18 protein-coding genes, 2 tRNA genes and 1 other annotated feature are annotated in these 18643 nt (G+C 55.8%); of the genes, 7 read left to right on the forward strand and 13 right to left on the reverse strand.

Features of this window, described 5'->3' with window-relative positions; translation table 11 throughout:
• Nucleotides 1-8 precede the first annotated feature (8 nt).
• A complete protein-coding gene (locus tag NB069_RS14330) occupies nt 9-686 on the reverse strand; it encodes a fimbrial biogenesis chaperone (RefSeq protein WP_250584571.1) in 678 nt (225 codons plus the stop codon).
• A gap of 207 nt (nt 687-893) precedes the next feature.
• Nucleotides 894-1844, reverse strand: coding sequence for a L,D-transpeptidase (ldtA, locus tag NB069_RS14335; protein ID WP_250584573.1), 951 nt, complete (start codon nt 1842-1844; stop codon nt 894-896).
• A gap of 236 nt (nt 1845-2080) precedes the next feature.
• On the opposite strand from ldtA, the gene shiA reads away from it, so the two are divergent.
• The 3 genes from shiA to NB069_RS14350 all read left to right on the forward strand — a co-directional run bounded on the left by shiA (nt 2081) and on the right by NB069_RS14350 (nt 6704).
• Nucleotides 2081-3391, forward strand: coding sequence for a shikimate transporter (gene shiA, locus NB069_RS14340; protein WP_250584575.1), 1311 nt, complete (start codon nt 2081-2083; stop codon nt 3389-3391).
• 73 nt (nt 3392-3464) lie between these two features.
• The gene (locus NB069_RS14345) at nt 3465-4919 is read left to right on the forward strand and encodes an AMP nucleosidase (protein ID WP_250584577.1); all 1455 of its coding nucleotides are present in this window, start codon (nt 3465-3467) and stop codon (nt 4917-4919) included.
• An 18-nt stretch (nt 4920-4937) separates the two neighbouring features.
• Complete coding sequence (locus NB069_RS14350; RefSeq protein ID WP_250584579.1) at nt 4938-6704, forward strand: aminopeptidase P family protein; 1767 nt, start codon at nt 4938-4940, stop codon at nt 6702-6704.
• 86 nt (nt 6705-6790) lie between these two features.
• Here the strand turns inward: NB069_RS14350 and NB069_RS14355 are convergent.
• The 3 genes from NB069_RS14355 to NB069_RS22540 all read right to left on the reverse strand — a co-directional run bounded on the left by NB069_RS14355 (nt 6791) and on the right by NB069_RS22540 (nt 8609).
• A tRNA-Asn gene (locus NB069_RS14355) sits at nt 6791-6866 on the reverse strand.
• 80 nt (nt 6867-6946) lie between these two features.
• Entirely contained in the window at nt 6947-8389 is a 1443-nt protein-coding gene (locus NB069_RS14360) for an EmmdR/YeeO family multidrug/toxin efflux MATE transporter (protein WP_434543628.1), read from the reverse strand.
• Nucleotides 8370-8609: a DUF5951 family protein gene (locus NB069_RS22540; RefSeq protein ID WP_350223395.1), complete on the reverse strand. Its 240-nt coding sequence runs from the start codon at nt 8607-8609 to the stop codon at nt 8370-8372. Before NB069_RS22540 ends, NB069_RS14360 begins: the two co-directional genes overlap by 20 nt.
• Nucleotides 8610-8615: 6 nt before the next feature.
• On the opposite strand from NB069_RS22540, the gene NB069_RS14365 reads away from it, so the two are divergent.
• A tRNA-Asn gene (locus NB069_RS14365) sits at nt 8616-8691 on the forward strand.
• A gap of 109 nt (nt 8692-8800) precedes the next feature.
• Here NB069_RS14365 and NB069_RS14370 read toward each other — a convergent pair.
• From NB069_RS14370 to dacD, 4 genes are all read right to left on the reverse strand, one after another.
• Nucleotides 8801-9136, reverse strand: a complete 336-nt coding sequence (locus NB069_RS14370) for a DUF496 family protein (protein ID WP_039030228.1) — start codon at nt 9134-9136, stop codon at nt 8801-8803.
• Between the two features lie 166 nt (nt 9137-9302).
• Nucleotides 9303-10361 carry an FUSC family protein gene (locus NB069_RS14375; protein WP_250584581.1) on the reverse strand — a complete coding sequence of 353 codons (1059 nt, stop codon included), beginning with the start codon at nt 10359-10361 and terminating at the stop codon, nt 9303-9305.
• Between the two features lie 102 nt (nt 10362-10463).
• Nucleotides 10464-10937: a DNA gyrase inhibitor SbmC gene (gene sbmC / locus NB069_RS14380; protein WP_250584583.1), complete on the reverse strand. Its 474-nt coding sequence runs from the start codon at nt 10935-10937 to the stop codon at nt 10464-10466.
• Nucleotides 10938-11058: 121 nt separating this feature from the next.
• A complete protein-coding gene (dacD, locus tag NB069_RS14385) occupies nt 11059-12225 on the reverse strand; it encodes a serine-type D-Ala-D-Ala carboxypeptidase DacD (RefSeq protein ID WP_250584585.1) in 1167 nt (388 codons plus the stop codon).
• 210 nt (nt 12226-12435) lie between these two features.
• Between dacD and sbcB the strand changes: the two genes are divergently transcribed.
• Nucleotides 12436-13860 carry an exodeoxyribonuclease I gene (gene sbcB, locus NB069_RS14390; protein WP_250584587.1) on the forward strand — a complete coding sequence of 475 codons (1425 nt, stop codon included), beginning with the start codon at nt 12436-12438 and terminating at the stop codon, nt 13858-13860.
• Between the two features lie 87 nt (nt 13861-13947).
• Here the strand turns inward: sbcB and NB069_RS14395 are convergent, their stop codons facing one another.
• The 4 genes from NB069_RS14395 to NB069_RS14405 form a co-directional block, all read right to left on the reverse strand.
• Nucleotides 13948-15306, reverse strand: coding sequence for an APC family permease (locus tag NB069_RS14395; protein ID WP_250584589.1), 1359 nt, complete (start codon nt 15304-15306; stop codon nt 13948-13950).
• On the reverse strand, nt 15296-15358 hold the full coding sequence (yoeI, locus tag NB069_RS22545; RefSeq protein ID WP_138370007.1) for a membrane protein YoeI: 63 nt from the start codon (nt 15356-15358) through the stop codon (nt 15296-15298). The genes NB069_RS14395 and yoeI overlap by 11 nt, the downstream gene beginning before the upstream one ends.
• A gap of 218 nt (nt 15359-15576) precedes the next feature.
• Nucleotides 15577-16506, reverse strand: coding sequence for a LysR family transcriptional regulator (locus NB069_RS14400; protein WP_250584591.1), 930 nt, complete (start codon nt 16504-16506; stop codon nt 15577-15579).
• Between the two features lie 40 nt (nt 16507-16546).
• A complete protein-coding gene (locus NB069_RS14405; RefSeq protein ID WP_250584593.1) occupies nt 16547-17371 on the reverse strand; it encodes an SDR family oxidoreductase in 825 nt (274 codons plus the stop codon).
• Nucleotides 17372-17545: 174 nt separating this feature from the next.
• On the opposite strand from NB069_RS14405, the gene hisL reads away from it, so the two are divergent.
• Nucleotides 17546-17596, forward strand: coding sequence for a his operon leader peptide (hisL, locus tag NB069_RS14410; RefSeq protein ID WP_001364200.1), 51 nt, complete (start codon nt 17546-17548; stop codon nt 17594-17596).
• Nucleotides 17572-17695, forward strand: a sequence feature (His leader region). (Overlaps the previous gene by 25 nt.)
• Nucleotides 17696-17740: 45 nt before the next feature.
• Nucleotides 17741-18640 (forward strand): ATP phosphoribosyltransferase, encoded by a 900-nt coding sequence (gene hisG / locus NB069_RS14415; RefSeq protein WP_250584595.1) that lies wholly within the window; start codon nt 17741-17743, stop codon nt 18638-18640.
• The last annotated feature ends 3 nt before the right edge of the window (nt 18641-18643 follow it).

Raw genomic sequence — 18643 nt, forward strand, 5'->3', positions numbered from 1 at the left:
TTATTCCTTTAAATAGTGACGTGATGGATTTTCCCGACGCCACCATAATCGTTAATAAGCTTGAAGGTTACCGGTCCGGAACTGACGCCTGCCGGCAATGAAAATGTCGCCGACGATCCTGGTGCAACATAAGTTGGTTCAGGCACGCTTTTTCCTGCGACGGTAATTTCATTAAAATTCATATAATAATTAGCCGGATTACTCACCGAAATGTGACCCGCAGAGATTTTCCATGTCAGCTGCTTAGCAAAATCTTCAGGACCTTTTCCTTTTAATGACTCCGGGCGATAAATTAATTTAATGCGGGTTTTCACTGCAATCTGCAGTGAATTCGCTTTTTTTTCCGCCGCAGGAATGGCCTTAATGTTTAACCAGTACATGGACTCTTTATTGTCCGGTAAATTCCCGGCACGGACGATCCTCATCATATTCTCCTGACCGCGATCCAGGCGGTACAAAGGAGGTGTAATAATAAAAGGAACTTTTCCGGCACTGTTGTCCAGGTTATCAAACCATGACTGAATAAGGTAAGGAACGTTATCAGGATTTGAAACGCCGATCGCTGCTTCCTTTTTACCGCCGTCGTAAATTACGCGCGTTCCGCCGATATTCACGCCCGCGTAGACTGACGATGCGCTAAATAACACCAGCAAACCTGTCAAGAGGTTATTCCTGAAACGTTTCATTAAAAAACCTGTGGATTTAATAAGCTGAAAAATGCCCTGTTCTGCGTAACGGGCTGATAAATAATTGACCAGAGTATTTATCTTTTGCGTAAATCCAACAATCCAAAAACAGGGTAATTTTATTCAGGAAATTTCTTTACTTTTATAAAAAAAATAAAAACCCGCCTAAGCAATCTTAAACGGGTTTTTAGTATATCTTACATCTTATTAGTCGATTGTGGCTACCCTCGACGCATCAGATATTCCATAAGTAATATTCACCGGCATTCCAGACCGGCGCACCAGCGCCTCATTCACTCGCCCGGTATCGACATCTCCAGCGTTAAGCTGGGCGCGTAAGGCTGGCGTCATCGGCAGCGGGACTTTATTTGTTGATTCAAACTCCGCGCGGTTACGCGACAGCGGTTCATGAACTTCCACCCAGCGGCTACCGTCCGGCTCGGTGGTCACTTTCACCGGCTGATCGATAAGCTGCACGCGCGTTCCGACCGGAACATTTTCGAAAAGGTATTTAATATCGTCGTTGCGCAGCCGGATGCAGCCCTGGCTGACGCGCAGCCCGATGCCAAAGTTCGAATTCGTACCGTGGATGGCATAAAGCCTGCCGATATAGAGGGCATACAGCCCCATCGGATTATCCGGGCCGGCTGGAACAAATGCGGGCAGCGTTTTGCCCTCTTTGGCATAGGCGCGACGGGTGTTCGGCGTTGGCGACCAGGTTGGCCCGTCCTGCTTGCGCTCAACGGCAGTGACCCAGTTACGCGGCGTCTCCCGCCCGGCTTCTCCGATACCGATTGGGAAGATCTCAACGGTATTGCCCCCTTTCGGATAGTAATAGAGGCGCATCTCCGCCACGTTGACCACAATGCCCTCACGCACCGTCGGGGGCAGGATCAGCTGCTGCGGCACAACCAGCTGTGTACCCGCTTTGGGTAAAAAAGGATCGACCCCCGGGTTAGCCTCCAGCATATTGCTGAGCCCCTGTCCGTGCTGCGCCGCAAACGCCTCCAGCGGCAATTTATTGTCATGCGGAACGGCGATCGTCTGCACGCTTCCCACCAGACGACTCCCTTCAGGCGGCAGCGGGTAACTTACCGCCAGTACATTCTGGCTAACCAGTAAAGCAGTAACAAAACCTGACGTCTTTATAAGACTCATCATTCCCTTCCTCTGTCGCTCCGCGTATCAGACAAGCATAGCCTCGTTGCTGCGTTTATAGCCAGCCAACGAATTATCATTCTGATGAATATCACCCGTTTAGCGCATGCGGGGATAAAAACGTTTTCAGCGGTTCGCTGTCGCGGTAGTCTCATACCCGTCGCCATTTTCTGGCGGCCGCAATGTGAGCGATCTTCTTCCTATACCTATAAAAAATAACGTCAGACAGGATCACTATGGATACCACCCTCGCTTCCTCGTCCCCCGACGGGGCAACACCATCGCTTCAGCGCGCGCGCCGCGCGGCCCTCGGCAGTTTTGCCGGTGCGGTAGTCGACTGGTACGATTTTCTGCTGTATGGCATCACCGCCGCGCTGGTCTTTAACCGGGAATTTTTCCCGCAGATTAGCCCGGCAATGGGCACGCTCGCGGCCTTTGCCACCTTTGGCGTCGGCTTTCTCTTTCGCCCGCTCGGCGGGGTAATCTTCGGCCATTTCGGCGACAGGCTGGGCCGCAAACGGATGCTGATGCTGACGGTGTGGATGATGGGGATCGCCACGGCGTTGATTGGCATTCTGCCCTCTTTTGCCGCTATTGGCTGGTGGGCGCCGGTTCTGCTGGTCACCCTGCGTGCGGTTCAGGGCTTTGCCGTCGGCGGCGAATGGGGCGGCGCTGCGCTGCTGTCGGTCGAAAGCGCCCCGGCGCGTAAAAAAGCCTTTTACAGCAGCGGCGTGCAGGTGGGTTACGGCGTGGGTCTGTTGCTCTCAACCGGCCTGGTGTCGCTGATAAGTACCCTCACCACAGACGAACAGTTCATGAGCTGGGGCTGGCGCATTCCGTTCCTGTTCAGCATTGTACTGGTGCTGGGCGCGCTGTGGGTGCGTAAGGGGATGGATGAGTCTGCCGAGTTCGAGCAGCAGCAACAGCAACCTGCTGAAAAGCGCCGCCTGCCGGTGATGGATGCGCTGATCCGTCATCCCGGCGCGTTTTTGAAAATTATCGCCCTGCGCCTGTGCGAACTGCTGACCATGTATATCGTCACCGCCTTCGCCCTAAGCTACTCCACCCAGAACCTTGGCCTGCCCCGTGAGCTTTTTCTGAATATTGGCCTGCTGGTGGGGGGTATCAGTTGCCTGACCATCCCCTGCTTTGCCTGGCTGGCGGACCGGTTCGGCCGCCGCCGGGTCTATATCACCGGTGCGCTCACGGGAGCCCTGAGCACCTTCCCGTTCTTTATGGCCCTTGAAGCCCAGTCCGTTTTCTGGATTATGGTCTTCGCTATTATGCTGGCGAATATCGCGCATGACATGGTGGTGTGCGTCCAGCAACCTATGTTCACAGAGATGTTTGGAGCCAGCTACCGCTACAGTGGCGCAGGGGTTGGCTATCAGGTGGCGAGCGTGGTGGGAGGTGGTTTTACACCCTTTATAGCCGCCGCGCTGGTGACCTTCTCTGGCGGGGACTGGCACAGCGTGGCGCTCTATCTGCTGGCCGGGTGTTTGCTCTCTGCCGCCACCTGCCTGCTGATCAAACGGGCCGACACCTGATCTCACTTTTGTTTCACATACAGGTGACATACTATCGGGTAACGCCGTACACCTGTGGAACAAGGAGACAGAGATGAATAATAAGGGCTCCAGCCTGACCCCGGCTCAGGCACTGGAAACGCTGGATGCGCTGTACGACCAGGCGGTCAACGCCCTGCGCAGTGCCATCAGCAACTATATCAAAGACGGAACGCTCCCCGATCCAGAGGCCAGAATGAATGGCCTCTTTGTTTATCCGTCACTTTCCGTGACCTGGGATGGCAGCACCACTAATCCGCCAAAAACCCGCGCCTATGGCCGTTTTACCCATGCCGGATGTTACTCCACCACCGTCACCCGTCCGACGCTTTTCCGCCCCTATCTGGAAGAGCAGCTGACGCTGCTGTATCAGGATTACGGCGCCCACATCACCGTGGAGCCATCGCGCCATGAGATCCCCTACCCGTACGTTATCGACGGCTCAGAGCTGACCCTGGACCGCTCCATGAGCGCGGGCCTGACGCGCCACTTCCCGACCACCGAGCTGTCGCAGATCGGCGATGAGACCGCGGACGGCATCTACCATCCCGCGGAATTTTCCCCGCTGTCACACTTTGATGCCCGCCGCGTCGATTTTTCACTGGCGCGCCTGCGTCACTACACCGGCACGCCCGCAGAACATTTCCAGCCGTTTGTGCTGTTCACCAACTACACCCGCTATGTGGATGAGTTTGTGCGCTGGGGCTGCAGCCAGATCCTCGATCCAGACAGCCCGTACATCGCCCTCTCCTGCGCGGGCGGGATCTGGATCACCGCCGAAACCGAAGCCCCGGAGCAGGCCATCTCCGATCTGGCGTGGAAAAAGCACCAGATGCCCGCCTGGCATCTGGTCACCGCCGATGGTCAGGGCATCACCCTGATTAACATCGGCGTAGGTCCGTCGAACGCCAAAACTATCTGCGATCACCTCGCGGTGCTGCGCCCGGACGTCTGGCTGATGATTGGCCACTGCGGCGGGCTGCGAGAAAGCCAGTTGATTGGCGATTATGTGCTGGCCCACGCCTACCTGCGTGACGATCACGTGCTGGATGCCGTACTGCCGCCGGATATCCCTATCCCGAGCATTGCCGAGGTGCAGCGGGCACTGTACGACGCCACCAAAGAGGTGAGCGGCATGCCGGGCGAAGAGGTGAAGCAGCGCCTGCGTACCGGTACGGTGGTCACCACCGACGACCGTAACTGGGAGTTGCGCTACTCGGCGTCGGCGCTGCGCTTTAACCTGAGCCGCGCGGTGGCTATCGATATGGAGAGCGCCACCATCGCCGCTCAGGGGTACCGCTTCCGCGTGCCTTACGGCACCCTGCTCTGCGTCTCAGACAAGCCGCTCCACGGCGAAATTAAGCTCCCCGGCCAGGCAAACCGCTTTTACGAGGGGGCAATCTCCGAGCATCTGCAGATTGGCATTCGCGCTATCGATCGGCTGCGCGCCGAGGGCGATAGATTGCACTCGCGCAAACTGCGTACCTTTAACGAGCCGCCGTTCCGCTAATCATAAAAAAGGAAAGTTATGCAAACCCCATCACCGCTCTATGCCCTGCGCCAGTGGCTGGAAACCCAGGCGCTGGATGGCATTATCGTTCCCCGCGCCGATGCCTTTCAGAGCGAATATTGCCACCCTCACGATGATATTCTCGCCTGGCTGACCGGCTTTGACGGCTCGGCGGGCCACGCCCTGATCCTGCGCGATCGTGCCCTGCTGTTCGTCGACGGTCGTTATCAGGTTCAGGCCCGGGAACAGGTTAATCTGGCCGAAATCGCGATCCTGCATCTGCACAACGATCCCCTGGCGGACTGGTTGCAGCAGAACGTGGCGGCGGACACGCGAATCGCCTTTGAAGCGATGCTGATGACCAACGCCCAGTACGAGGCGCTCAACGCCAGCCACTGCGAGCTGGTCGCCCTGAATGATTCCCCGTTCGATACACTCTGGCAGGATCGTCCGGCCCCGCCTGTGGGTGCCATCCGCGAAATGACGGTGGAGGTCAGCGGCGAGAGCAGCGCCGATAAACGCCAGCGCGTGGCCGCCCTCCTGGCAAAACAGAACGCCGACTATCTGGCTATCACCCAGCCGGACAACATCGCCTGGCTGCTGAACGTGCGCGGCAGCGATATCCCGATGAGCCCGGTGCCAAACTCATTTGCCCTGTTGAGCCGCGAGGGTGCGGTGGCGTGGTTTGTCACCCCTGAGAAAACCCGCGACCTTTCCTCCACATTGCTCGGGAGCCTTAAGCTATCGCCTGAAACGGATTTCCTGGAACGCAGCCAGCAGCTGTGCGCCGGTAAGCGCGTCATGGTGGATGCCGATTCGGCCCCTGTCGCCCTGCGCTTTGCCGTCGAGCCGCAGGGAGAGATTGTCTGGCACGCCGATCCGATCACCGCCATGAAGGCGCACAAAAACCCTGTTGAGCTGGCGGGCTACCGCGACAGTCACCATCAGGATGGGGTGGCGTGGGTCAACTTCCTTGCCTGGCTGGCGCACGAGGTGCCGCGTCGCGAAGCCGCTGGCAACCCGATCACCGAACTGGAGGCGCAGGCGCAGCAGCTTCTCTTCCGTCAGCAGCGGCCGGGCTTTATCGAGCAGAGTTTTGCCACCATTTCCGCCTCTGCCGGCAACGCGGCAATGTGCCACTACCACTCCAGCGAGCAGACCAATGCGGCCATCACCCGGGCGCATTTTTACCTCAACGATTCCGGCGGGCAGTATCACAACGGCACCACCGATGCCACACGCACCCTGGCTTTCGGTCCGCTGGGCGAGCAATGTCGACGGCATTACACCGCAGTGCTGAAAGGCTTTTTATCGCTTATTTCCCTGCAATTCCCGACCGGCACCTGCGGACATCAGATTGATGCCTTTGCGCGGTCTGCATTGTGGGAGCTGGGGCTCGATTTTGATCATGGCACCGGACATGGCGTTGGCCACCAGCTGCTGATCCATGAAAACCCGCAGCGGATCGCGAAGAAGGTCAACCCCTGGCCGTTGACGGCGGGTAATATCATGACCATCGAGCCGGGTTATTATCTGGCCGGTGAATACGGTATCCGCATTGAAAACCAGGTGGAGGTGGTGGAAAGCGTTCCGGGCTTCTGCCGCTTCGCGTCGCTGACGCTGGCCCCGATTGATCTGAGCCAGGTGGAGCTGGCCCTGTTGAGCGATAAAGAGATTAAGTGGCTGAACGATTATCACCACCGGGTACGCGAGGCGCTTTCACCGCACGTTCACAGTGAGGCACGCCCGTGGCTGATCGCGGCGACGGCGCGCGTGCACAGGTAACCTGTCTCCGCCCTCTCCCACAGGAGAGGGCAAACGTCCAAAAGCAAAAAGCCCGCTTAAGTTTCCTTAAGCGGGCTTCTTAAATATGGCTCCTCTGACTGGACTCGAACCAGTGACATACGGATTAACAGTCCGCCGTTCTACCGACTGAACTACAGAGGAATCGTGTGAACGGGGCGAATATTAGCGATGCCACCTGGCGTTGTCAAAGGCAGAATGCAGATTTTGCATCGTTTGCCGATTTATTCCCCACTTTGCACATTCGCTATCCGTTCTGCGGGGAGCGCCGCGACATTTTCGCGCGCGGGTCGAGGATATTTCCACAGCCAGCGTCCGCTGACCATGCGCCAGTAAAACAGCGCGCCGCGTACCGCCCAGTCGAGGAACATCCCCAGCCAGACACCCACCACGCCCATACCCAGCATGATCCCCAGCGTATAACCTGCCACCACGCGACATCCCCACATCCCGAGCATCGAGACCCACATGGCAAAGCGGGCATCGCGCGCCCCTTTCAGTCCGGCAGGCAGTACCCAGGACGCCGCCCAGATCGGCATAAAGGCAGCGTTGAGCCAGATAAGGATCACTACCACGTCCTTAACGTCCTGCTCATGGGTATAGAACGATGCCAGCAGGCTGGCGAACGGCGCGGTGCCCCAGGCAATGGCGGTAAGCCCAATCGTCGAGAGCCAGAAGACGTGACGCAACTGGCGCTCCGCCTGGCCTATCTGCCCTTTCCCGAGCCGTTTACCGGTGATAATGGTGGATGCGGAACCCAGGGCGTTACCCGGCAGGTTGATCAGTGCGGCGATGGAAAAGGCGATAAAGTTACCGGCGATGACGTCGGTCCCCATCCCGGCCACAAACATCTGGGTCAACAGCTTGCCGCCGTTGAACAGCACCGACTCGATACTGGCGGGCACGCCGATACCCATCACTTCCCAGATAATCGCGAAGTTGAGCGGCTTGAAATAGCTTTTGAGGCTGATACGCAGCGCCGGATTAAAACCAACCGCCAGCACCACAATGATGGCCACAGCGCCAATATAACGGGAGATAGTCAGCCCCAGACCGGCACCGATAAACCCGAGCCCGTCCCAGGAGAAAATCCCGTAGATCAGCACGCTACTGATCATGATGTTGAGGATGTTCATCCCGCCATTGATCAGCAGCGGAATTTTGGTATTCCCTGCCCCACGCAGCGCCCCGCTGCCAATCAGCGCAATGGCCGCGGCCGGGTAGCTAAGCACCGTCATTTCAAGATAGGACAGCGCCAGGGCTTTCACCTCTCCGGTGGCATCACCGGCAACCACATTGATAATCTCTTCGCCGAAATAGTGGATCACCGCCGCCAGTACAATGGAGAACAGGGTCATGATCACCAGCGACTGTCTGGCTGCCGCCCGTGCCCGCCGCGGATCGCGCTTGCCCAGGCTGAATGCCACCACCACCGTGGTACCAAGATCGATCGCCGCAAAGAAGGAGATGATGACCATATTGAAGCTGTCGGCCAGCCCAACGCCCGCCATCGCCTCTTTACCGAGCCAGCTTACAAGGAAAGTGCTGAGCACCCCCATCAGCAGAACGCAGGTATTTTCCAGAAAGATTGGCACGGCAAGGGGGGTGATTTCGCGCCAGAAGAGAACTTTGTAGCTCTTGCGTTTGCTATACCAGCGCGTGCGCATCACGGCCTGGCGTAAAGCGGAGGTGACGTTCAAAATGGACCTTAGAGAGAAAGTTGAAACTACATTTCAAATAATGAGGGAGAAATGCAGATCCTGCAAAGTATTTCCCACAAAAAAATCCAGGAAATGACGACAAACTGATGACAGAATCGGCAGTTGAACAATCTTGTCTAAGATCAGGTTTGACAAAAGTTTTTTCGCCGCTAAGATAACGCTCCACAACGATTCCTCTGTAGTTCAGTCGGTAGAACGGCGGACTGTTAATCCGTATGTCACTGGTTCGAGTCCAGTCAGAGGAGCCACATTTAAGAAGCCTGCTTTCGAGCAGGCTTTTTGCTTTTCTGAAGCGGGCAAACGGCGGATAAAAAAAAGCCCCCGACAGATCGGAGGCCTTATTCTCTTCAGTGACGATTATTCGCCTTTCACTTCAGCGTGCTTCATTTCGCCCATCACTTTCAGCTTTTTGGAGATTTCACGACGTTCTTTAGAGATCTCAGCATTTTTGATGATGTAGTCGTCTACGCGGTCTTCGTAGTCGCTTTTCATGCTGGCAATAATGCCCTGGATTGCTTCAACGCTCATGCCTGGTTTGATGTAATCGCTCAGGTTGTCCAGCAGCAGGACACGCTTCTGGTTGTCACGGATCTTCTTCTCAACGTCCTGGATTTCACGTTGCAGTTTGTTCTTGCGGCGGAACAGGCGGACGAATTCCAGAACATCCTGGAACGAAGGCTTAGTTGTTTCCATTTTTACACCCCTGATAATGTGAGATTCGGATTCGTTTAAACAACCGCGATGGCATTAACTTACTGATAGCGATTGCTGATGACAATAATTTTTCCTTTGTCCCTATCATAACCTCAATTTCTGCTGAATCGAAGCAGCAGACAACACAACCGCGCATAGCCGCTTTTTATTTGCGCAGTGCCCGGCAGATAAGATGTGACAGCAACTCCAGCTGGCGGGCAAGTTCCATGCTCAACCATACATAGCCGTGAATGGGCGTTTCCGCCACGTTTTCACTGCGATTATCGTTAATCAGCTGACGCAGCTCGGCAACGATTTCATTCAGTCGCTCGGTATTTGCCAGAATGGGCTGCGGATTACCTTCGTAGAGGGCATGGGCGATGGTCAGCAGCGTTTGCTGGGTCATCTGCTGCGTCTCTTTCAGCGTTCGGGCATTCAGCATGACAAAGTGGCTGGCCCGGGAGGACCAGTGGGCATTGATCTGTAGCTCGAGCATGCAGACCAGATTGCGGCTGACGGTCTGGATCGCCTCAAAGATGGCGCGCTGAATATGGGTCTCTTTGCTGGCCGGCGTAATCAGGCCACGCATTTTCACCACGTCGTTGAGGATGGTTTGCAGATGCTTTTCCAGCCGTGGACGCTCAACCAGGTTGGGTGAAAACCCCGCCTGATAGACCCGGTTGAAGGCGGTAACGTAGTTCGCCATCTGGATACGCCAGTGTAAAAACGCCCGCTGCGGCCAGATGCCGGTAAACAGCATTGCCAGCAGGGACCCCAGGATCACGTCGCCGCTTCGCCACAGCGCAGTCTGCATGTCCCCGGTCGGCGCGCCAATGACCACCGCGAGGGTGATGCCAATAAGCAGTGCCTGATAGGGTCGTTTCCCCAGTGCCAGCCAGCCACAGAGAAACATTGCTGCCGCGCACCACAATAGCATCAGCGGCAGGGAGATAAGCTCCAGCTTCAGGGCAATTAACCCCAGGGCCGACCCCAGAATAGTGCCGCCTATACGCTCGTACGCGCGCGGAACAACGTTCCCCCAGAAGGAGATGGGCCCCATGATGACCACCAGGGTAATCAGCGGCCATGTCCCTTCCGGCACGTCCAGCAGACGCACCAGTAAAAAGGTGAGGATAAACGCCAGCGCGATACGGCATCCGTGGACGGTGCGGTAATGACGATACAGACGAATTTCAAAAGGCGTCAGAGACTTGTCGGGGCGCACAGGCTCTCCAGCTTTACGGCAAACCCTGATTGTACTTCGTTTTCTGCCGGAGTTGTGCTCCCCGGCAGAAAAACCCTGAGAAAAGTAAGAATTAGCGCGCCCTTACGCGATACGGGTCTGGACCGGAATAAACATTTCAATATCCCAGTAACCGTCTGCGTTGCCGTCATTCAGATAACGTTCAAAGCAGGCTTTCGGCGCAATCTGGTAATCGACATCTTCGAGCAGGCTATCGAAAAAGAGATTCCACGGGGTGGCGAAATCATGGTTTTCGACGCGGGCCTTCGCTACCGCATAGTCGCCTTCTGCCACTTCAGTGAGGATGACGCCTTCGCTATTGGGAGGGATAACAAAATCGTCCGCCACGGTGACAACCGTGTCACAGCGTAACTTTTCAGCAGGGACTTCATCGGGATTATCATAGTAGACCGCCACCCATTCCAGGGGTTGGATCTGACGCCCTTCCACCCACATCATCAGTTGCTCAAAACCCTGCTTAACGGTGTGTTCCCACGGGCCAACCATATGAAAACCGGCAATTTTGCGTTTATTCTGGTGCGTGATGCTGTAGTCCATGCTGCCTCCGATTGGTTACTGTATATACATACACTGTAATGCAGAGAAAAGCGTTATAACAATGATGACCTGTCTATTATGCGAGCAGGCTCGCACAGTCGCCAGCCTGCTCATCGGTAGGTTATGCCTTATGGTGTATATAGTCGCTCAGACGGGAGAACATTCCGCCTTTCCCGACGCTCTCAAGCGTCACCAGCGGCCAGTGGGCCACAACTTTATCGCGATCGTAAAGCTCGATCTCCCCTACCCGCTGATGGGCGGCGATCGGCGCTTCCAGCTCTTTCGTATCCAGCACATACTTGGCCTTAATGTTCGGCAGTTCCGCCTTCGGCAGCGCCAGCCAGAAATCCTGATCGGTGCCTAACGAAATGCGCTCCTTATCGCCGTACCAGATGCGCTCGTTGCCCACCTGCTTACCGTTACGCAGGATCTGCACGGTATCGAAATTCTGCTGTCCCCAGTGGAGCAGTTTGCGCGCCTGGTCCTCGCGGCCTTTCGGGCTTTCGGCCCCCATCACAACGGCAATCAGACGGCGCTCCCCGTCAACGGCAGAGGCGATCAGGTTAAAGCCGGCACCGGAGGTGTGCCCGGTTTTCAGGCCATCCACGCTGAGCGACTTATCCCATAGCAGGCCGTTACGGTTCTGCTGGGTGATGCCATTCCAGGTCAGACTCTTTTCGCTGTACATGTGATAAAACGCTGGCTCACCGTGGATGATCGCCCGGGAGAGCACCGCCAGGTCGAAGGCGGAGCTGTGCTGGCCCGGGGCATCGAGACCGTGGACCGTTTCAAAATGGGTATCGCGCAGATTCAGCTTTTTGACGTAATCATTCATCATCGTGACGAACTGCGGCTGCCCGCCTGCGACATAGTCAGCCAGCGCCACGCAGGCGTCGTTGCCGGAGTCAACAATCAGACCGCGGCTGAGGTCGCGTACGGAGACGCGCTCGCCCGCTTTCAGGAACATCAGCGAGGAGCCATCAAAGACTGGATTGCCCTTTGCCCAGGCGTCCTTTCCTACGGTTACCATATCGTCCGGCGTGATACGATGGCTGTCGATAGCGCGATCGACCACATAGCCCGTCATCAGTTTGGTCAGGCTCGCCGGATTACGCTGCTGGTGTTCATTGCCCGCCGTTAAAATTTGCCCCGTCGTATAGTCCATCAGCACCCAGGATCCCGCCTGGATTGCTGGCGGCTGCGGCGCATAGTTAATTGGATCGGCAGCCAGCGCGGATGAAATGCTCAAAGTGAGTAAAGAAACAGCAATAAACAGACGGCGTTTCAACGAAGTATCCTCAGGTCATTTAAAATCGTTGACCTTTTTACGGAACTTTTCAGGTTGATTCCTGGATTAATTGCAAAAGAATGTGACAGCGCGCATGTTTTTCCCGGACGATCCTTCGCAAATTTGCACGGTGGCGGCGCTTTTCCTTCGGCGTGCCAGGCCGGATGGTTTACCATAGTGATGTCACTCATAAACAGGATGGTATTACTGGTGTCTGACTCCGCCGCGCGCCCTACATTTTTATTTCATGATTACGAGACCTTTGGCACCAGCCCTTCGCTGGATCGCCCCGCTCAGTTTGCCGCTATCCGCACCGATGAGGATTTCAACGTTATCGGCGAGCCGGAGGTGTTTTACTGCAAACCGGCCGATGACTATTTGCCCCAGCCTGGGGCGGTGATGGTGACCGGCATCACGCCGCAGGAGGCCCGCGAGAAAGGCGTCAATGAGGCAGAGTTCGCCCGTCGCATCCACGATCTGTTCACCGTGCCCAATACCTGCGTGGTGGGCTATAACAACGTGCGCTTCGATGACGAAGTGACCCGGCATATTTTTTACCGTAACTTCTACGATCCCTACGCCTGGAGCTGGCAAAACCGCAATTCACGCTGGGATCTGCTTGACGTGATGCGCGCCTGTTACGCCCTGCGCCCGGAGGGGATCGCCTGGCCGGAAAATGACGACGGGTTGCCGAGCTTCCGCCTGGAGCATCTGACCCGCGCGAACGGCATTGAACACAGCAATGCCCACGACGCGATGGCGGATGTTTACGCCACCATTGCGATGGCGAAGCTGGTGAAGACCCGGCAGCCGAAGCTGTTCGAGTACCTGCTCAGCCACCGTAGCAAGCAAAAACTAACCACCCTGATTGATGTTCCGCAGATGAAGCCGCTGATGCACATCTCCGGCATGTTTGGCGCCTGGCGCGGCAATACCAGTTGGGTCGCCCCTCTCGCCTGGCATCCGGAAAACCGCAACGCGGTGATTATGGTGGATCTGGCGGGTGATATTACCCCCCTGCTGACGCTCGACAGCGACGAGCTTCGTGAGCGGCTGTACACGCCGAAAGAGGCGCTGGGTGATAATGCCGCGGTGCCGGTGAAGCTGGTGCATATTAACAAGTGTCCGGTGCTGGCGCCTGCCAATACCCTGCGCCCGGAAGATGCCGATCGGCTGGGAATCGACAGGCAGCGCTGCCTGGCTAACCTGAAATTGCTGCGGGAGAACCCGCAGGTGCGCGAAAAAGTGGTGGCGATTTTTGCCGAAGCAGAGCCGTTCGTCCCTTCTGAGAACGTTGATGCTCAGCTTTATAACGGGTTCTTCAGCGATGCGGACCGCAACGCCATGAACATCGTATTAAAGACCGATCCCCGTAACCTGCCCGCACTGGATATCACTTTTGTGGATGAGCGCATCAGGAAGCTGATGTTTAACTACCGCGCACGTAATTTCCCCGGCACGCTGGATGAGAGCGAGCAGGAGCGCTGGTTGCAGCATCGCCGCAACGTTTTTACGCCAGAATATTTGCAGGCCTATGCCCAGGAGCTGGAGATGCTTTATGGTGAATATGAAGGCAATGCGGAGAAGCAGGCGCTGTTGAAAGCGCTGTATCAGTATGTGCAGGAAATAGTGTAAGTTCAGGGCATAAAAAAACCGGAGGCGATGTTCTCCGGTTTTTTTTATTTTGCCCGGCGGCGCTATGCTTGCCGGGATCAGGATGCGTTATGCAACGTCTTCGTACTGAGGAACCGGGTTGCGGAAGCTTTTGGTCACGCAGGCCAGGTAAATCAGGCCAATACCACCCCAGATCAGACCCAGAACCATGGAGCTCTCTTCCAGGTTGACCCACAGTGCGCCAACGGTCAGCGCGCCACAGACTGGCAGTACCAGGTAGTTGAAGTGGTCTTTCAGGGTTTTGTTGCGCTTCTCACGGATCCAGAACTGGGAGATCACGGAGAGGTTAACAAAGGTAAAGGCCACCAGCGCACCGAAGTTAATCAGGGCGGTAGCGGTAACCAGGTCGAAGTTAATCGCCAGCAGCGCAATGGCACCGACCAGCAGCACGTTCCATGCCGGGGTACGCCATTTCGGATGAACATAGCCGAAGAAGCGAGTCGGGAACACGCCATCGCGACCCATTACGTACATCAGACGAGAAACGCCCGCGTGCGCCGCCATACCGGATGCCAGAACGGTAATGCTGGAGAAGATCAGCACGCCCCACTGGAAGGTTTTACCGGCAACATACAGCATGATTTCTGGCTGTGACGCGTCCGGCTCTTTGAAGCGAGAGATATCCGGGAAGTACAGCTGCAGGAAGTAAGACGCGCCGATAAAGATGACACCGCCCAGCAGCGCCGTCAGGAAGATGGCACGCGGGATCACTCGCTCTGCGTCTTTGGTCTCTTCAGACAGAGAAGAGATACCGTCGAAGCCCAGGAACGAGAAGCAGAGGATTGTCGCACCGGTGATCATCGGCACAACGTGCGCGCCTTCAGACCAGAACGGACGTGAGCTTACCAGCGTACCTGCACCTTCACCGTGGGAAACACCGTAGATAATCAGACCGACAATCACCGCCACGATACCCATCTGCAGGATAACGATCAGGGTATTGAAGTTAGCCACGGTCTTGATGCTGCGCAGGTTAGAGATGGTCATAAAGGCCACCAGCGCCACAACGAAGATCCACGATGGTACGGAAGGCACCAGCGCTTCGAAGTAAATTTTAGCCAGCAGAATGTTGATCATCGGCATGAACAGATAGTCCAGCAGAGATGACCAGCCCACCATAAAGCCTACAGCCGGGCTAATGGATTTCTGGGCATAAGTGTATGCAGAGCCTGCGGACGGGAAGCGGCGAACCAGCTTGCCGTAGCTCAGCGCAGTAAAGAGGATCGCGACCAGCGCAAAGGCATACGCCGTTGCAACGTGACCGTCAGTGAGGCCTGATACAATACCGAATGTATCAAACAGCGTCATCGGCTGCATATAGGCAAGGCCCATCATAACAACCGGAATCAACGTAAGCGTTTTACGTAATTCCACGCGAGAGGTTTTTGGAGTTGCGTTATGCGACATAGTTATTCTCCTTTACGGTGAATACCGCCACGTAAGCGAATGATTGCCCCATTTCTTTCTTCCTCAGCGACAACAACTGTCGGATTTTAGTAAATATCTATCCGGTACGAAGCCCGGCCTCTTGGATTTAAATGATTTTCTTACATGCAAAAAAAAATAACCGACGCCTTTTATATCGTCGATTATTTATATGTTTGCAGCGGCGCATTTTGCCCTGGTTTAGGGCGAAAAGGCAAGAGCGCAAAGGCCTTGTGAAACAAAAAATTCACACTAATCGCTTGATTTCTCGGCTTCGCTTTGGGCGTATACGGCAGCGATAGCACTATTTGCTAAAATTTCCTGCCGCCACCATGCATTCGCAAGCCCGGCGGTCTGCTCATTCCAGCCTATCCACACGGAGTCATAACTGGATTGGGCCACGACCTGCTTCTCAATTAACGCTCCGCTTTCAATGTAACGCTGGGCTAAATAGCGCGGCAGATAACCGCAACCTAAGCCGCTTATTTGCAGCTCCAGCTTGGTTTTAAAATCGAAGACGGTAATAGCCTCCTGATCGTCGAGCAGCTGCGATGAGGCCGAGCAACCTGGCAGGGCGTTGTCACCGACCACAATGGCCCGGTAGCTTTTAATGACGCGACGGTTAACCGGCTCCGGCTCCTGCGCTAAAGGGTGGTGCGGTGCAACCACGAACACCTGTTCCAGCTGTCCCAGACAGGCAAAACCAAAGTCGCTGAGCTGGGGGGGTTCATGTAACGCCCCAACAACGATATCCGCCCGGCCTTGCACCAGGGCTTCCCATGAACCCGCCAGCACGCCGTTGATAAACTTAAGCCGGGTCACGCTGTGTCGCTCATAAAAGGCTTCAATCAGCGGCGCCAGCAGAGAAAAGGGGAAAGTGTCGTCTACGCCGATAATCAGCTCATTCTCCCACCCCTGATGCAGCTTAACGGCCTGCTTTTCCAGCTCGCGCACTGAATGCAGCACTTCCCGCCCTTTTTCCAGCAGCATTTTCCCGGTGCGGGTAAAGCGCGCCCGGTGGCCGGAACGGTCGAGGATCTGAATATTAAGGTCGCTTTCAAGCTTGTGGACGGTGTAGCTGAGGGCGGAGGGCGTTTTAAAGAGCTTCGCCGACGCCGCAGCAAAGCTCCCCTCTTTTTCCAGTGCATCAAGGATTATAAGAACATCCAGCAGCGGTTTCATGCTCACCCCCTTGTGGTGCGCTTACGCTCCGCCAGCGGCATTACTCCATTGGCATAACCAGCGGATCGGGAAAGAGATACTCAAATCCCAGTTCATGACAGATGCGGTTCCCGTCAATCAGTTTGCCCTTCCCCTCTCCGGGGGCATCGTGAAAGTGCGGAGGCGCCAGACCAAGCTGACGGGCCATCGCCGGATAGAATGTACTGCGTGCTGGATGAGAGGGCGCACATATATTATAGATGTGCCCGCCCTTTGGAGCCTGCAATAGCAGAGTAATCGCGCCAATAACATCCTCCAGATGGACCAGATTAACGCCATGTTGCCCATCTGACGCTGATTTTCCGGCAAAAAAACGTCCCGGATGACGACCAGGCCCCACCAGCCCCGCAAGGCGTAATATATCCACCTGAGTGCCGGGCAAATTATGCAGCCAGTCCTCCAGCTCTTTTAATACATGTCCGCTGGCCGTTACCGGCTGGCGGGGCATATTCTCTTTGACGGCGCCTTCGACATCGCCATATACCGAGGTTGAGCTGGTGAAAATAATGCGCGGAATATGATGCGCCAGGGCGCTGTCGACAATTTCCTGTACCGCCTGCAGATAATAGTTTTCACCCGGACCGGTGCGACGCGCCGGCAGCGTGATGACCAGCGCATCCACATTCATCAGGGCATCCAGGTCATCGGCATCGCACACCAGCTCCGGTTCCAGACGTAATTCAACGCTCTCGATGCCGCACATTCGCGCCGCTTCGACGCCATCTGCGGTGGTTTTACTGCCGGTAACGTGCCAGCCCCGTGCCTGTAACGACATGGCCAGCGGCATTCCAAGCCATCCCAGACCGACAATTGCGACCTTTTTCATGCGTTTTCTCCTGACTTTTACGCCTCTGCTGTAAGGCTACGCCAGCCACGCGGAACTGACAATTGATAGCGCCAATATGAAATCATTTAATGATAAAAAAAAGCCCTTGCTTTATGTAGCGCAAGTGGTTTAGGTTAAACGACATCACATGAATAAGCATTCATCGAGAATTTTATGACACGCGTTCAATTTAAACACCACCATCATCACCATCATCCTGACTAGTCTTTCAGGCGATGTGTGCTGGAAGACAGTTAGATCTTCCAGTGGTGCATGAACGCAAGAAAAAGCCCCCGGAAGATCACCTTCCGGGGGCTTTTTTTTGGACCGTATTCAGGCAAGTTACAACAGGATCACGAGGAACCGACAATGTTAGATAATTCACGTTTACGCATAGCTATGCAGAAATCAGGTCGTCTTAGCGACGATTCCCGCGAACTGCTGGCGCGCTGCGGCATAAAAATCAACCTGCACACCCAGCGCCTGATTGCGCTGGCAGAGAATATGCCGATTGATATTCTGCGCGTGCGTGACGACGACATTCCGGGCCTGGTGATGGACGGGGTGGTGGATCTGGGCATTATTGGTGAAAACGTGCTGGAAGAAGAGCTCCTGACCCGCCGCGCGCAGGGTGAAGATCCGCGTTACTTCACGCTGCGTCGTCTGGACTTCGGCGGCTGCCGCCTGTCGCTGGCCACTCCGGCTGATGAAGCATGGGATGGCCCGGCCGGGCTGAACGGTAAGCGTATCGCCACCTCCTACCCTCACCTGCTGAAGCGTTACCTCGATCAGAAGGGCGTGCAGTTTAAGTCATGCCTGCTCAATGGTTCTGTCGAAGTGGCACCGCGTGCCGGTCTGGCTGACGCGATTTGCGACCTGGTCTCCACCGGCGCGACCCTGGAAGCGAACGGCCTGCGCGAAGTGGAAGTGATCTACCGCTCTAAAGCCTGCCTGATCCAGCGCGACGGCGAAATGCCGGAAGCCAAGCAGCAGCTGATTGACCGCCTGCTGACCCGTATCCAGGGCGTGATCCAGGCGCGCGAATCCAAGTACATCATGATGCACGCCCCAACAGAACGTCTGGATGAAGTGATCGCCCTGCTGCCGGGCGCAGAACGCCCAACCATTCTGCCGCTGGCAGGGGATCAGCAGCGCGTGGCGATGCATATGGTCAGCAGCGAAACCCTGTTCTGGGAAACAATGGAAAAACTGAAAGCGCTGGGCGCCAGCTCTATCCTGGTGCTGCCCATCGAGAAGATGATGGAGTAACCC

It is taken from the genome of Leclercia adecarboxylata, assembly GCF_023639785.1.
GTDB classification, from domain to species: Bacteria; Pseudomonadota; Gammaproteobacteria; order Enterobacterales; family Enterobacteriaceae; genus Enterobacter; species Enterobacter adecarboxylatus_D.

Excerpts from the sequence above, each read along its gene's own strand:
- NB069_RS14370 (WP_039030228.1), bottom strand. The coding sequence starts at position 9,136 with ATGGAAACAACTAAGCCTTCGTTCCAGGATGTTCTGGAATTCGTCCGC.
- NB069_RS14405 (WP_250584593.1), bottom strand. The coding sequence starts at position 17,371 with ATGAAAAAGGTCGCAATTGTCGGTCTGGGATGGCTTGGAATGCCGCTG.
- NB069_RS14345 (WP_250584577.1), top strand. The coding sequence starts at position 3,465 with ATGAATAATAAGGGCTCCAGCCTGACCCCGGCTCAGGCACTGGAAACG.
- NB069_RS14350 (WP_250584579.1), top strand. The coding sequence starts at position 4,938 with ATGCAAACCCCATCACCGCTCTATGCCCTGCGCCAGTGGCTGGAAACC.
- NB069_RS14400 (WP_250584591.1), bottom strand. The coding sequence starts at position 16,506 with ATGAAACCGCTGCTGGATGTTCTTATAATCCTTGATGCACTGGAAAAA.
- NB069_RS14395 (WP_250584589.1), bottom strand. The coding sequence starts at position 15,306 with ATGTCGCATAACGCAACTCCAAAAACCTCTCGCGTGGAATTACGTAAA.
- sbmC (WP_250584583.1), bottom strand. The coding sequence starts at position 10,937 with ATGGACTACAGCATCACGCACCAGAATAAACGCAAAATTGCCGGTTTT.
- NB069_RS14330 (WP_250584571.1), bottom strand. The coding sequence starts at position 686 with ATGAAACGTTTCAGGAATAACCTCTTGACAGGTTTGCTGGTGTTATTT.
- NB069_RS14360 (WP_434543628.1), bottom strand. The coding sequence starts at position 8,389 with ATGCGCACGCGCTGGTATAGCAAACGCAAGAGCTACAAAGTTCTCTTC.
- ldtA (WP_250584573.1), bottom strand. The coding sequence starts at position 1,844 with ATGAGTCTTATAAAGACGTCAGGTTTTGTTACTGCTTTACTGGTTAGC.
- hisG (WP_250584595.1), top strand. The coding sequence starts at position 17,741 with ATGTTAGATAATTCACGTTTACGCATAGCTATGCAGAAATCAGGTCGT.
- shiA (WP_250584575.1), top strand. The coding sequence starts at position 2,081 with ATGGATACCACCCTCGCTTCCTCGTCCCCCGACGGGGCAACACCATCG.